This window comes from Bradyrhizobium sp. USDA 3397 (assembly GCF_054060965.1).
The window spans coordinates 8,172,533-8,187,200 of the sequence record NZ_JBSSDS010000001.1; the positions used below are offsets into that span (position 1 = coordinate 8,172,533).

11 protein-coding genes are annotated in these 14,668 nt (G+C 64.4%); 9 read left to right on the forward strand and 2 right to left on the reverse strand.

What is annotated here, in order from left to right; genetic code table 11:
• Positions 1-50: 50 nt before the first annotated feature.
• Both oxc and ACVWYQ_RS37930 read right to left on the reverse strand, forming a co-directional pair.
• Positions 51-1,784 (reverse strand): oxalyl-CoA decarboxylase, encoded by a 1,734-nt coding sequence (gene oxc / locus ACVWYQ_RS37925; RefSeq protein WP_456727086.1) that lies wholly within the window; start codon positions 1,782-1,784, stop codon positions 51-53.
• A 76-nt stretch (positions 1,785-1,860) separates the two neighbouring features.
• A complete protein-coding gene (locus tag ACVWYQ_RS37930; protein ID WP_157282741.1) occupies positions 1,861-2,556 on the reverse strand; it encodes a GntR family transcriptional regulator in 696 nt (231 codons plus the stop codon).
• A gap of 351 nt (positions 2,557-2,907) precedes the next feature.
• Between ACVWYQ_RS37930 and ACVWYQ_RS37935 the strand changes: the two genes are divergently transcribed.
• The 9 genes from ACVWYQ_RS37935 to hyi all read left to right on the forward strand — a co-directional run bounded on the left by ACVWYQ_RS37935 (position 2,908) and on the right by hyi (position 14,562).
• Positions 2,908-5,037 carry an acetate--CoA ligase family protein gene (locus tag ACVWYQ_RS37935; RefSeq protein WP_128262560.1) on the forward strand — a complete coding sequence of 710 codons (2,130 nt, stop codon included), beginning with the start codon at positions 2,908-2,910 and terminating at the stop codon, positions 5,035-5,037.
• A 160-nt stretch (positions 5,038-5,197) separates the two neighbouring features.
• Positions 5,198-6,040: an IclR family transcriptional regulator gene (locus tag ACVWYQ_RS37940; RefSeq protein ID WP_157282509.1), complete on the forward strand. Its 843-nt coding sequence runs from the start codon at positions 5,198-5,200 to the stop codon at positions 6,038-6,040.
• 103 nt (positions 6,041-6,143) lie between these two features.
• Positions 6,144-7,112 (forward strand): Bug family tripartite tricarboxylate transporter substrate binding protein, encoded by a 969-nt coding sequence (locus ACVWYQ_RS37945; RefSeq protein ID WP_404542278.1) that lies wholly within the window; start codon positions 6,144-6,146, stop codon positions 7,110-7,112.
• Entirely contained in the window at positions 7,109-7,594 is a 486-nt protein-coding gene (locus tag ACVWYQ_RS37950) for a tripartite tricarboxylate transporter TctB family protein (protein ID WP_157282511.1), read from the forward strand. Before ACVWYQ_RS37945 ends, ACVWYQ_RS37950 begins: the two co-directional genes overlap by 4 nt.
• Positions 7,594-9,093 carry a tripartite tricarboxylate transporter permease gene (locus tag ACVWYQ_RS37955; protein ID WP_271545157.1) on the forward strand — a complete coding sequence of 500 codons (1,500 nt, stop codon included), beginning with the start codon at positions 7,594-7,596 and terminating at the stop codon, positions 9,091-9,093. The genes ACVWYQ_RS37950 and ACVWYQ_RS37955 overlap by 1 nt, the downstream gene beginning before the upstream one ends.
• A 51-nt stretch (positions 9,094-9,144) precedes the next feature.
• Positions 9,145-9,939, forward strand: a complete 795-nt coding sequence (locus tag ACVWYQ_RS37960) for an NYN domain-containing protein (protein WP_271545156.1) — start codon at positions 9,145-9,147, stop codon at positions 9,937-9,939.
• 84 nt (positions 9,940-10,023) lie between these two features.
• The gene (locus tag ACVWYQ_RS37965) at positions 10,024-11,826 is read left to right on the forward strand and encodes an adenine deaminase C-terminal domain-containing protein (RefSeq protein WP_271545155.1); all 1,803 of its coding nucleotides are present in this window, start codon (positions 10,024-10,026) and stop codon (positions 11,824-11,826) included.
• 152 nt (positions 11,827-11,978) lie between these two features.
• Positions 11,979-13,763: a glyoxylate carboligase gene (gcl, locus tag ACVWYQ_RS37970; protein WP_157282517.1), complete on the forward strand. Its 1,785-nt coding sequence runs from the start codon at positions 11,979-11,981 to the stop codon at positions 13,761-13,763.
• A 13-nt stretch (positions 13,764-13,776) separates the two neighbouring features.
• Positions 13,777-14,562: a hydroxypyruvate isomerase gene (hyi, locus tag ACVWYQ_RS37975; protein ID WP_271545154.1), complete on the forward strand. Its 786-nt coding sequence runs from the start codon at positions 13,777-13,779 to the stop codon at positions 14,560-14,562.
• Positions 14,563-14,668: the final 106 nt, after the last annotated feature.

The following is a 14,668-nucleotide window of genomic DNA, read 5'->3' on the forward strand; positions in this document are numbered from 1 at the left end:
CTCTGTCTGCCCCTGCACCCGGCAGGGCGTAATGGGTTTGAGGGGTGGACTTACTTCTTCTTCTGCAGAACGCTCTGCGGATTGAGGTTGCCGATGCGGCCGCTCTCCGAGCCCGCGGCCGGATCGATCACCGCGTTGATGAGCGTCGGCTTGCCGGACGCCATCGCCTCGTTGACGGCGCGCTTCAGTTCATCGGGCGAGGTCGCGTTGACGCCGACGCCGCCAAAGGCTTCCATCATCTTGTCGTAGCGCGCGCCCTTGACGAACACGGTGGTCGCCGGATCGGAGTTGGCGCCGTTGACGTCGGTGCCGCGATAGATGCCGTCATTGTTGAAGATGACGACGCAGATCGGAAGGTTGTAGCGGCAGATGGTCTCGACCTCCATGCCGGAGAAGCCGAACGCCGAGTCGCCTTCAACAGCGAGCACGGGATGGCCGGTCTCGAGCGCGGCCGCGATCGCCTGGCCCATGCCGATGCCCATCACGCCCCAGGTGCCGACGTCGAGACGCTTGCGCGGGCGGTACATGTCGATGACGCCGCGGGCGAGGTCGAGCGTGTTGGCGCCTTCGTTGACGAGGATCGCCTCGGGATAGTCCTTGATGACGTTCTTCAGGACGCCGAGCGCGCCGTGATAGTCCATCGGCGATTTGTTGTTCATGAGCTTCGGCGCCATCTTGGCGACGTTCTCTTCGCGCTTGGTCGAAACGGCCTTGGTCCATTCGGCGGGCGGCGCGGTCCAGCCTGAGCCCATCGCCTGGTTGAAGGCGGAGACCACCGAGCCGATGTCGCCGACGACGGGCGCGACGATCTCGACGTTGGAATCCATCTCCTTCGGCTCGATGTCGACCTGGATGAACTTCTTCGGCGCCTCGCCCCAGCTCTTGCCCTTGCCGTGCGACAGCAGCCAGTTCAGCCGCGCGCCGATCAGCATGACGACGTCGGACTCCTTCAGCACCGTCGAGCGGGCGGCGCCGGCGCACTGCGGATGGGTGTCGGGCAGCAGGCCCTTGGCCATGCTCATGGGCAGGAACGGAACGCCGCTCTTCTCGACGAAGCTCTTGATCTCCTCATCGGCCTGCGCGTAGGCCGCGCCCTTGCCGAGGATGATGAGGGGGCGCTTGGCGCTCTTGAGCACGTCGAGCGCGCGCTTCACGGATGCGGGCGAGGGGATCTGCGCGGGCGCAGCATCGATCACCTTGACCAGCGACTTCTGGCCGGCCTCGGCGTTCATGACTTGGCCGAACAGCTTGGCCGGCAGGTCGAGATAGACGCCGCCCGGACGGCCTGAGACCGCAGCGCGGATGGCGCGGGCGAAGCCGATGCCGATGTCCTGGGCGTGCAGCACGCGATAGGCCGCCTTGCACAGCGGCTTTGCGATCGCGAGCTGGTCCATCTCCTCGTAGTCGCCCTGCTGGAGGTCGACGATCTCGCGCTCGGAAGAGCCGGAGACGAGGATCATCGGGTAGCAATTGGTGGTGGCATGGGCGAGGGCGGTGAGACCATTGAGGAAGCCGGGCGCCGACACCGTGAGACAGATGCCGGGCTTCTTGGTGAGATAGCCAGCGATGCCGGCGGCGTAGCCGGCGTTCTGCTCGTGGCGGAAGGAGATCACGCGGATACCCGCGGCCTGCGCCATGCGGCCCAAATCCGTGATCGGGATGCCCGGCACATTATAGATGGTGTTGATGCCGTTCAGCTTGAGCGCGTCGATGACGAGATGGAAGCCATCCGTCAGTTCCTGCTCGGTGCCCGGTGCTTCGGACTTGGTCGCGGTATTCAGCATGGGCCTTGTCTCCCTGGTCTCAAGGTCGTTGGGGCGAATTGTTCGCCCTTCTGGTGAACGTTGCTTAAGTGAACAGTTACGTAAACAGTTCTTGGCCGTGCGCTTCGACGTAAGCGGCAAGGCCGAGGGTGTGATCGCGGGCGCGCTTCTCGGCAAGCTCGGTGTCGCGCGCTTCCAGCGCTTCGATGATGCCGAGATGCTCGGGCAGTGACGTGGCGGTGCGGTCCTTGCGTCCGATGGTCAGCTGGCGATAGCCACGCACGTGCAAGAGGAGGTCGTTGGTGAGATCGACCAGCACGGGGGATTCCGACAGCGAGATCAGCGCCTGGTGGAAGGCGATGTTGGCGCGCGAATATTCCTCGACGTGATCCTCGGGCAGGCGGTCCTTGCCGAAATCCTTGAAATAGTCGCGCAGCGCCGTGATGTCCTTCTTGCGCGCGGTGGTGGTGATGAGGCGGGCGGCCATGCTCTCCAGCGCCGCCCAGGCGCGGATCATGTCGACGATCTCGCTCTTGGTCCTGCGCACCACCATGATGCCGCGGCGGGGAACGGTCTTCACGAAACCGTCCTGCTCCAGCATCGCGATCGCTTCGCGGATCGGCGTGCGGCTGACGCCGAGCCGTTCGGACAGCGCGCGCTCGTCGAGCATCACCGGCTCGGGCGTCGAGTAGATGTCCATCTTGAGGATGGCTTCCTTCAAGGCGTCATACGCCTTGTTCTTGAAGCTGCTCTCCGGGGCAATACGAACGATTGCGATGTCTGCCTCGGCCATGTTCGGCAACGCCTTGGTTGGTTTCCGTAGTGACACGACGAATCTCCTCCAGTGGGGAGTCGTCTTTTACAGGAATATTAACGGGAAAGTTTTTGGCATACCACATGCCAGAATGTCAAGCTGCCTATTTTTTGCGGCCTTCTAAGCCATGCACCAGCTTGACAAGTTGGCTTCTGGCATACCAAATGCCATCGCCAGCCATTTTTGATCCATGCCGGCGGAGTAGTCTTGAGGCTTATGCCACTCCGTACCGCCGCATGGAACAGAGCGCGGCGAATGGCAAGCATCATGGGCAGCCGCAAACACGCGCGCGCTTTGAAAAGAACGAACTGAGGTCAAGGGAGAAGCCACATGTCCAATTCCAAAGATGCCGTCCGCAAGGTGCTTGACCAGGTCAAGGCGGACAATCGCACCAGCCTGACGGCCCCGGAAGGCAAGCTGGTCTGCGACGCCTACGGCATTCCGGTGCCGAAGGAGGGCGTGGCCAAGTCGGCGGGCGAGGCCGGCAAGATGGCTTCGTCCATGGGCTTCCCCGTCGTGATGAAGATCGTCTCGCCGGACATTCTCCACAAAACCGAAGCCGGCGGCGTCATCGTCGGCCTCAAGACGGCCGAGGAGGCCGAGAAGGCCTACGAGACCATCCTCGGCAACGCAAAGAAATATAAGTCCGATGCCAAGATCGAAGGTGTGCAGGTGCAGCAGATGCTGGCCGGCGGAACCGAGGTCATCGTCGGCTCGATCACCGACGGCTCGTTCGGCAAGCTGGTCGCCTTCGGCCTCGGCGGCGTGCTCGTCGAGGTGCTCAAGGACATCACCTTCCGCCTCGCGCCGGCGACCAAGGAAGACGCGCTCTCGATGCTCGACGGCATCCAGGCGCACGAGATCCTGAAAGGCGTGCGCGGCGGCGAGCCGGTGAACCGCAACGCGCTCGCCGACGTCATCGTCAAGGTCTCGCAGCTCGTCACCGATTTCCCTGAGATCGTCGAGCTCGACCTCAACCCGGTGTTCGCGACGCCGAAGGATGCCACGGCCGCAGACGTCCGCATCGTGGTCGACTTCGCCTACAAGCCCAAGCCGAAGCCGCGTCCGACCGATGAGATCGTCGCGGCGATGAACCGCATCATGCAGCCGAAGGCGGTCGCCGTGGTCGGCGCCTCCGCGGAGGACGGCAAGATCGGCAATTCCGTGATGAAGAACCTCATCAACGGCGGCTACAAGGGCGAGATCTATCCGATCCATCCCAAGGCCGCCGAGATCCTCGGCTACAAGGCCTACAAGAGCGTCAAGGACGTGCCGGGTGTGATCGACGTCGCCGTGTTCGCAATCCCCGCAAAATTCGTCGCGGCCGCGCTGACCGAATGCGGCGAGAAGAAGATCCCGGGCGCGGTGCTGATTCCGTCGGGCTTCGCTGAAGCTGGCGCGCCGGAGCTGCAGGCCGAGATCGTCGAGGTCGGCAAGAAGTACGACATCCGTCTGATGGGGCCGAACATCTACGGCTTCTATTATACGCCCGCCAACCTCTGCGCGACCTTCTGCACCGCCTATGACGTCAAGGGCCATGCGGCGCTGTCGTCGCAATCGGGCGGCATCGGCATGGCCATCATCGGCTTCTCGCGCTCGGCCAAGATGGGCGTCTCGGCGATCGTCGGCCTCGGCAACAAGTCCGATATCGACGAGGACGATCTGCTCGCCTTCTTCGAGCAGGACCCGAACACCAATCTGATCGCCCAGCACTGCGAAGACCTCAAGGACGGCCGCGCCTTCGCGGAAGCCGCAAAGCGCGTGTCCAAGAAGAAGCCGGTGGTGGTGCTCAAGGCCGGCCGGACCTCGGCCGGCGCGAAGGCGGCGTCGTCCCACACCGGCGCGCTCGCCGGCAACGATCGCATCTATGAGGACGTGTTCAAGCAGTCCGGCGTGATCCGTGCCCGCTCACTTCGCCAGTTGCTCGAATTCGCCCGCGGCGTACCGGTGCTGCCGACGCCGAAGGGCGAGAACGTTCTCATCATCACCGGTGCCGGCGGCTCGGGCGTGCTGCTGTCGGACTCCTGCGTCGATAACGGCCTGTCGCTGATGTCGATGCCGCCGGATCTCGATGCGGCCTTCCGCAAGTTCATCCCGCCGTTTGGAGCGGCCGGCAATCCCGTGGATATCACCGGCGGCGAGCCGCCGATCACCTACGTCAACACCGTGAAGCTCGGCCTGTCGGATGAGCGCATCCACGCGCTGATCCTCGGCTATTGGCACACCATCGTCACGCCGCCGATGGTGTTCGCCCGCAACATGGTCGAGGTGAAGAAGGAGATGGAGGCCAAGGGCTTCGTGAAGCCGATGGTCGCCTCGCTCGCTGGCGACGTCGAGGTTGAGGAGGCCGCCGAATATCTCTATCAGAACGGCATCCCGGCTTACGCCTATTCGACCGAGCTGCCGGTCGAGGTGCTTGGCGCCAAGTACAAGTGGGCGCGCGGGGCAGGGCTGCTCTGAGCTTGCGTTCACCTCTCCCCGCTTGCGGGGAGAGGCCGAATTGCGAAGCAATTCGGGTGAGGGGACTCTCCACGAATCCGTCTCTCACCGTCTTTGCGGAGACTCCCCTCACCCCGACCCTCTCCCCGCAAGCGGGGCGAGGGAGAACGGTCAGGTCGCGATGAGCAAGAACGTGATCCGGCGCAAATCGCTCGAGCCCAAATCGGCCTCGGAGGCCGATCACGAGAGCCGCGACGGTGGCGTGCAATCGGTCGACCGCGCGCTGTCGATCATCGAGACGTTGGCCGAGGACGACGAAGGCTATCGTCTGAGCGATCTCGCGATCCGCACCGGCCTGTCGGCGTCCACCGTGCACCGGCTGCTCGCAACGCTCGAAAGCCGCCGTTTCGTGCAGTTCGACCGTGGCGAATCCAAATGGCACGTCGGCGTGCGCAGCTTCACGGTTGGCGCCAGCTTTGCGCGGCGACGCAATTTCTCCGCACAGGCAATTCCATATTTGCGTAAGCTGCGCGATCTCACCCGCGAGACGGCCAATCTCGCCGTGGTCGACGATGAATTCATCATCGTGCTCACCCGCATGGAGAGCCGCGAGATCATGCGCTCGCTGACCAAGGTCGGTGGCCGCGTCCCCATGGTGACCTCCGGCGTCGGCAAAGCGGTGCTCGCAACCTACTCAAACGAGGACGTCGGCGCCGTCATCCGCCATCACGGCATGCCCCGCCTGACCGAGAAGTCGATCGTGCGCCCGAGCGACCTGTTCAGGGAGCTCGAGAAAATCCGCAAACAGGGCTTTGCTGTTGACGATGAGGAGGCGCAGATCGGGCTACGCTGCGTCGCCGCGGTGGTATACAACGCACTGGCTGAACCGCTTGCCGCGATCTCCGTATCCGGCATGACCAGCCGCGTTACCGACGAACGGTTGCCGGAGATCGGGCAGATCGTCCGGGAAGTTGCGGCCGAATTGACGGCCGCGCTTGGCGGGGTGATCCCAGCGCCCCGCTAAAAGGACTCTTGGGGATCTCACTGGACAGCATCGGCCGTTTTGGTTGATATGCGACCAAACGACACAATGCGGCAAACGTCCGCATGAGCCTGGAGATGCCCTCATGTTCCGATTTCCCGCGCGCCTTGTCGGCGCAGCCGTCGCGTTGACGCTGGCGGCAGCCAATCCGGGTTTTGCCCAGCAGCTCGAGCTCAAGCTGATGGCGCCCGCGGCTCCGGGCGGAGGCTGGGACCAGACCGCGCGCTCGATGCAGCAGGCGCTGGTGGCTGCGGGAGTCGCCCGCAGCGTGCAGGTCACCAACGTTCCCGGTGCCGGCGGCAGCGTCGGCATCGCTCAATTCGTCAACGGCGCCAAGGGCGACGGCAACCAGATGATGGTCAACGGCTTCGTCATGGTCGGCGCGCTCGCCATGAACAAGTCGCCGGTGACGCTGGAGCAGGTGACCCCGATCGCGCGCCTCACCGAGGAAATCCAGGTGATCGTGGTTCCCGCGAATTCGCCACTCAAGAATGCGCAGGATCTGGCTGCCGCGGTGAAGGCCGATATCGCCAAGGTCACCTTCGCCGGCGGCTCGGCCGGCGGCGTCGACCATGTCATGGCCGCCTTGTTCGCCGGCGCCGTCGGTGCTGACGCCAAGAAGATCAATTACATCCCGTTCTCCGGCGGCGGCGAGTCGCTGGCGGCGATCCTCGGTGGCAAGGTCACCGCGGGCATTTCGGGGCTGAGCGAATATGAAGGGCAGATCAAGTCCGGCAAGCTGCGCGCGATCGGCGTGACCTCGGAGAAGCGCATCGCAGGAAGCGACATCCCCACCTTCAAGGAGCAGGGCATCGACCTCGTGATCGCCAATTGGCGTTCGGTGGTCGCGCCTCCCGGCATCACACCGGAGCAGCGCAAGACCTTGAACGATGCGGTCGAGAAGATGGCGAAGTCTGACGCCTGGAAGGAGATCCTCAAGCAAAAAGGCTGGGAGGACGCCTATCTCGGCGGCGACGCTTTTGCCGACTTCCTGAAGAAAGAAACGGCCCGGGTCACCGACGTGCTGAAATCGGTCGGCTTGGTCAAGTCATGACCTCGGGCGATCCCGTCCAGCCGCCGCGGCGTGTCGACCGCGCCGGCCTCGTCATCGCGGCATCGCTTGCGGTGCTCGCCGCCGTGCTGGTCTGGGACGCGCGCGGCCTGCAATCCGCCGCGATGTACGGGATGGGACCGGAGGCGATGCCGGTCGTGGTCGCCTGCGGCCTTGCGCTGCTTGCGATCGGCAATTTCATCGACGCGCTGCGCGGCAATTTGCCGGCACGCGAGAGCGCCGATCCCGTTCCTGTGGTTCTGATTCTCGTCGGTCTGGCGCTGCTGATCGCCATCATCGGCTTTGGCGGCGGCTTCATCCTGGCGACCTCGGCCCTGTTCGTGACGACCTCGGCGGCCTTCGGACGCCGTGCCATCCTCATCGACGCCATCATCGCCCTCGTGATGTCGACCCTCATCTATCTCGCGTTCGACCGGTTGTTGACGCTGAGCCTGCCTGCCGGCCCGCTGGAGCGACTGCTGTGATGGATACCTTTGCCGCGCTGGCTCACGGCATGGCGGTCGCCGTCCAGCCGATGAACCTGCTTTACGCGCTGATCGGCGTGTTCCTCGGCACGGCCGTGGGCGTTCTGCCCGGCATCGGCCCGGCATTGACGGTCGCGCTGCTGCTGCCGGTGACCTACAAGCTCGACCCCGGCGGCTCGCTGATCATGTTCGCCGGCATCTATTATGGCGGCATGTACGGCGGATCGACCACAGCGATCCTCATCAACACGCCCGGCGAGAGCGCCTCGATGGCGACTGCGCTCGAAGGCAACAAAATGGCCAAGGCCGGCCGCGGCGGGCCGGCGCTCGCGACCTCCGCAATCGGTTCCTTCGTCGCCGGCACCATCGCCACCATTGGCTTGGCTTTCCTTGCGCCATGGCTGGTCGATGTCGCCGTGCGCTTCGGCCCCGAGGATTACTTTGCGCTGATGTGCGTCGCCTTCGTCACGGTGTCGGCGACCTTCGGCGATTCCCCGGTCCGCGGCCTGACCAGCCTGTTCATCGGTCTGACACTCGGTCTCGTCGGCATCGACAAGTTGACCGGTCAGGCGCGGCTTGCGTTCGGCGTTCCTGAATTGCTCGACGGCGTTGAAGTCACAACGCTCGCGGTCGGCCTGTTCGCGGTGGGCGAGGCACTCTACGTCGCATCGCGCCGCCACCACACCGAGGAGAAGCTGGAGCCGGTGCGCGGCTCGCTGTGGATGACCAAGGAGGACTGGAAGCGGTCTTGGAAGCCATGGCTGCGCGGGACCATGTTCGGCTTCCCGATCGGTGCGCTGCCGGCCGGCGGCGCGGAGATCCCGACCTTCCTGTCTTATTCGACTGAGAAGCGGCTGACGAAGCATCCCGAAGAATTCGGCAAGGGCGCGATCGAAGGGGTCGCCGGCCCCGAAGCTGCCAACAACGCCTCTGCCGCCGGCACGCTGGTGCCGCTCTTGACGCTGGGCCTGCCGACCTCGGCGACGGCTGCGATGATGCTGGCGGGCTTCCAGCAATATGGTCTCAATCCGGGCCCGCTGCTGTTCGCCGAGCGGCCCGACCTCGTGTGGGGCCTGATCGCCAGCCTGTTCATCGCCAACATGATGCTGCTGGTGCTCAACCTGCCGCTGGTCGGCCTGTGGGTACGGCTGCTCGCGATCCCGCAGCCCTGGCTCTATGCCGGCATCCTCGTGTTCGCGACCATGGGCACCATCGCGGCAAAGCCGTCGGTCGTGGAATTGTCGATGCTGGCCGGTTTCGGCGTGCTCGGCTTCCTGATGCGTCGGTTCGATTTCCCGATCGCGCCCGTCGTCGTCGGCCTCATCCTCGGTCCTATCGCCGAAAGCCAGCTCCGCCGCGCGCTTGCGATCAGCCTCGGCGATCCCATGACGCTGCTGCAGAGCCCGATCTCGGCGACGCTGCTCGGCGTCGCGCTGATCGCACTGGTGGCGCCGTTCGTCTTGAGGGGGCTCGGCCGGTTCAAGGCGAACGAGGATTAGCCGTTCTGACGCACACATGTTCTAATGCTGCGTCTGCCCTGGGGAATTGTCATGCCATCGGAAGTTCGCTCGCCTCGTCTGGCCGTCCTGATCGATGCCGACAATGCCTCCGCCAAAATCGCGGATGGGCTATTCGAGGAGATTGCCAAGATCGGCGAGGCCAGCGTTCGCCGCATTTATGGCGACTTCTCCAATGCCCGTTCCAGGGGCTGGGCCGACATTCTGTCGAAACACGCCATCATTCCGCAGCAGCAGTTCGCCTACACGACCGGCAAGAATGCATCCGACATCACCCTTGTCATCGATGCGATGGACCTGCTTCACAGCGGACGCTTCGATGGCTTTTGCCTGGTGTCGTCCGACAGCGACTTTACGCGCCTTGCCGCACGCATCCGAGAGCAGGGCATCGATGTGTTTGGTTTCGGCGAGCAGAAGACGCCGGAGAGTTTCCGGCAGGCCTGCCGAAGATTCGTCTATACGGAGAATCTGCTTGCCGCGCCGGTGAACAATCAGGATGCCGTCGTAAGGCCGACGTCGCTTCAACCGCCTGATGCCGCCGTGCCCGTGATCAAGAAGGTCATCACCCAGATGGAGAGCGAGGACGGCTGGGTGACGCTCGGAGAGGTCGGCCGGCAACTCGCCAATCTCGCCTCCGATTTCGATCCGAGAACGTATGGTTTCCGCAAGCTGAGCGACCTGGTGCGCAAAACCAATTCGTTCGAGATCGACGAGCCGAAGGGCCGGTCGATGCGGATTCGGGTTAAACCCGCCACTGCGGCGGCGCCGAGAGCGCGGAACCCGCGTCGACGTGCAAGGCCAGCCAGCGCTGCTGCGCCTAAGACGTAAGCAGGACGCGCCGCCATATTTGAGCTTGCCCGGTGTGGCGCGGGGCGTAACCATGGCTTGCCCGTAACGCCATGCGAGGTTCCCATGACCAAGCTCACCCGCTTCACCGTCGCGCCGCTGCACAGCATGACGCGGCGCCTCGCCGACGTCGCTTCAGTTCGTGTCGCGCCGGATCTCGTCGTCACGGGGGCGCGCGTGCTCTCGACCTATTCCGAGCGTATCCATCCGGGGCGCGAGGTCTGGATCACCGGCGGCCGCATCGCGGCGGTGAAGCCGGCCGGTACAGCGAAGAAGGCCTGGAGCGATATTCCGCTTTATGACGCGGCCGGCGGCATCATCGCGCCGGGCCTCGTCGATCCGCACATTCACATCGAATCCTCGATGGTGACGGCCTGCGCCTATGCAGAGGCCGCGCTCCTCAACGGCACCACGACGATCTTCTGCGACAGCCACGAGATCGGCAACGTCATGGATGTCGCCGGTGTCGAGGCGATGCTGGAGGACGCGCGCGAGGCGCCGCTTTCTATCTTCTTGACCGTGCCGAGCACCGTCCCCGCGACTTCGGCGGAACTGGAGACGGCAGGCGGCGACCTCACGCCGGACAAGATAGCCGGCCTGTTCGACCGCTGGCCCGAAGCGGTGGCGCTTGGCGAGAAGATGGATTTCGTGCCTGTCACGATGGGCGACGAGCGCAGCCATGCCATCCTCGCCGCAGCCTTGAAGCGGGGGCGTCCCGTGTCCGGGCATGTCTATGGCCGCGAATTCGTCGCGGCCTATGCGGCATCCGGCGTCACCGACACCCATGAGGCGATCGACCGCGACATCGCCGATGATCTGCTCGATGCCGGCGTCTGGGTGTTTTTGCGCGGCGGGCCGCCGACCACGCCCTGGCATTCGCTGCCGCAAGCAATCCGAACGATCACCGAGCTCGGGGCCTCGCACAAGCGCACCGCCGTGTGCACGGACGATCGTGACGCCGACGATCTCCTGCTGTTCGGTCTCGACTGGGTGGTGCGGGAAGCCGTGAAGGCGGGGATGTCGCCGGAGCAGGCCTGGTCGATGGGCTCGCTGCATGGCGCGACGCGCTTCGGAATGGAAGGCGATATCGGCGGGCTCGGCGGCGGCCGCCGCGCCGATCTCGTGCTGATGGACGATCAGCTCAAGCCGCAATGCACCTGGTACGGCGGCGAGCTCGTGGTCGAGCACGGCAAGATCACGCCGCGTCTCGATCAGGCGCTGTCGCAGCGCTATCAATATCCCACGGTAGCCTATGCGACCGTCAAGCTGCCGAAGACGATGAAGCTCACGCCCGAATTGCCGGCCAAGGCCTGCACCGTGAACGCGATCAAGACCGCGCTGCCTGGCATCACGCTGATCCACGACAAGGTCGCGATCGAACCGGCCAAGGACTGGCCCTCGCTGTTCGCGCGCTATGGCCTCTGCTTCGTCGCGGTGGTCGAGCGTCATGGCAAATCCGCGGGCAACGTCGCCCATGGCCTCTTGAAGGATTTCGGCCTGAAGCGCGGCGCGGTCGCGTCCAGCGTCGGGCACGACAGCCATAATCTCATCGTCGCCGGCACCAACGAGGGCGACATGCAGGTCGCCATCGCCGCCATCAAGGAGCGGCAGGGTGGCGTTTGCGTCGTCGTCGACGGCGAGGTGAGGGCGCTGGTTCCGCTGCCAATCGCCGGCCTCCTCTCCGACAAGCGCGTCACGGTGGTGGCCGAAGAGGTCAAGGCGCTGAAGAAGGAATGGGCCGAGGCCGGCTGCACCATCCCGTACATGGGCTTCAATTTGATTCCGCTATCGGTCATTCCGGAAATTCGCATCACCGATAAGGGCCTCGTGCTGGTGCCGCAGATGCAGTTGGCGCCACTGTTCGAGTGAGGCGCTTTCACGCATCTGTTGATCTAACCGATTGAGACGTCCACGATTTTCTCGTGGTTGCCGCATCGTGGAAAATAAAATCGGTCTCGTTGAGATCGGCTTCCGCGCAGCTGATGATCTCGCTCGCTGATGCAATTAGAGCGAGGTCCGATATGGCGAAGATGCGAGCTGTCGATGCGGCCGTGCGTATCCTGGAGAAGGAAGGCATTTCGACCGCCTTCGGTGTTCCCGGCGCTGCAATCAATCCGCTTTACTCGGCGCTGAAGAAGCGCAGCTCGATCCGCCACATCCTGGCGCGCCATGTCGAGGGCGCTTCGCACATGGCCGAGGGCTATACGCGCGCCAAGGCCGGCAATATCGGGGTCTGTATCGGCACCTCCGGGCCGGCTGGCACCGACATGATCACCGGTCTTTACTCCGCGATCGCCGATTCCATCCCGATCCTCTGCATCACCGGGCAGGCGCCGCGGGCGCGGCTCTACAAGGAGGATTTTCAGGCCGTCGACATCGAGTCGATCGCAAAGCCCGTCACAAAGTGGGCGGTGACCGTGCGTGAGCCGGCGCTGGTGCCGCGGGTGTTCAGCCAGGCCTTTCATGTGATGCGCTCAGGCAGGCCGGGGCCAGTGCTGATCGACATGCCCCTCGACGTACAGCTCGCCGAGATCGAGTTCGATGACGAGACTTACGAGCCGCTGCCGGTCTACAAGCCCGCCGCGACGCGCAAGCAGGTCGAGAAGGCGCTGGAGATGCTCAACGCCGCCGAGCGGCCGCTGATCGTCGCGGGCGGCGGCATCATCAACGCCGACGCCTCGGACCTGCTGGTCGAATTCGCCGAAATCGCCAACGTGCCCGTCGTGCCGACGCTGATGGGATGGGGCGCGATTCCCGATGATCACGTGCTGATGGCCGGCATGGTGGGCCTCCAGACCAGCCACCGCTATGGTAATGCCACGCTGCTGGAATCCGACTTCGTGCTCGGCATCGGCAATCGTTGGGCCAACCGCCACACCGGCTCGGTCGAGACCTATACCAAGGGCCGCAAATTCGTTCACGTGGACATCGAGCCGACGCAGATCGGGCGCGTGTTCAACCCCGATCTCGGCATCGTCTCGGACGCAAAGGCCGCGCTCGAACTGTTCGTCGCCGTCGCCAGGGAGTGGCGGCGGTCAGGCAGGCTCCGCGAGCGCCAGGCGTGGCCTGCGGCCTGCCGCGACCGCAAGAAGACGATGCTGCGCAAGAGCCATTTCGACAACGTCCCGATCAAGCCGCAACGCGTCTACGAGGAAATGAACAAGGCGTTCGGCCGCGACACCACCTATGTCACGGTGATCGGCCTGTCGCAGATCGCCGGCGCGCAGTTCCTCGGCGTCTACAAGCCCCGCAACTGGATCAATGCCGGGCAGGCGGGGCCGCTCGGCTGGACGCTGCCGGCCGCGCTCGGCGTGCGCGCGGCGTGCCCGGAGCGCGAGATCGTCGCGCTCTCCGGCGACTACGACTTCCAGTTCCTGATCGAGGAGCTCGCGGTCGGCGCGCAGTTCAACCTGCCCTACATCCACGTCGTCGTGAACAATTCCTATCTCGGCCTGATACGCCAGGCTCAGCGCGGTTTCGACATGGACTATCACGTCCAGCTCTCCTTCGAGAACATCAACGCGCCCGAGATCGGCGTCTACGGCGTCGACCACGTCGCGGTCGCCGAAGGCCTCGGCTGCAAGGCCATCCGCGTCACCGACCCGAAGGACACGCAGGCAGCGTTTGCGACCGCCCGCGAATTGATGGCCAAGCACCGCGTGCCTGTGGTGGTCGAGTTCATCCTCGAACGGGTCACCAACATCGCGATGGGCACGGAGATCGACAACATCGTCGAGTTCGAGGAGGTGCTGGACCTTCCGCTCGACGAAGTCGAGACCACGCGCGTGCTGCAGCCGGCGGAATAGGGGAAGAGGCACCATGCCGAAATTTGCCGCCAACCTCACCATGCTCTTCAACGAGATGCCGTTCCTCGACCGCTTTGCGGCGGCGAAGGCGGCAGGCTTTGCCGGGGTCGAATATCTCTTCCCCTATGATTTCGACAAGGCGCAGCTGCGCGAGCAGCTCGAGGCGCATGGCCTGACGCAGGTGCTGCACAATCTCCCCGCCGGCAACTGGGCGGGGGGCGAGCGCGGCATTGCGATCATGCCCGACCGCATCGCCGAATTCCGCGACGGCGTGTTCCGCGCGATCGATTATGCCAGGGCGCTCGATTGCGAGCAGATCAACTGCCTCGTCGGCATCGCCCCTGTCGACGCCGATCCGCACGAGCTTCGGGAGACGCTGGTCGGGAATCTGCGTTTTGCAGCTTCGACGCTGGCACGAGAGAACATCAAGCTATTAGTCGAGCCCATCAACACGCTCGATATTCCCGGTTTCTTCCTCAACGGCACCGAGCAGGCGGTGCAGCTGATCTCCGAGGTGAGGTCGAACAACCTCTTCATCCAATACGACATCTACCACATGCAGATCATGGAGGGCGATCTCGCCCGCACCATGCAGGAATATCTGCCTCAGATCGCCCACATCCAGCTTGCCGACAATCCCGGCCGCCATGAGCCCGGCACCGGCGAGATCAACTATCCCTTCCTGTTCCGCCATCTCGACGCGATCGGCTATCGCGGCTGGATCGGCTGCGAATACAAGCCGCGCACCACGACGCTGGAAGGCTTGTCGTGGCACGCGGCGCAGACGTTTGAGACCTGAGATCTAGGGCCAGATGCGGCCGCGCTGACGGTGCGCTCCCTCTCCCGCTTGCGGGAGAGGGTTGGGGAGAGGGTGTCTCCGCGATGGGATCCTTGCGGAACAAATC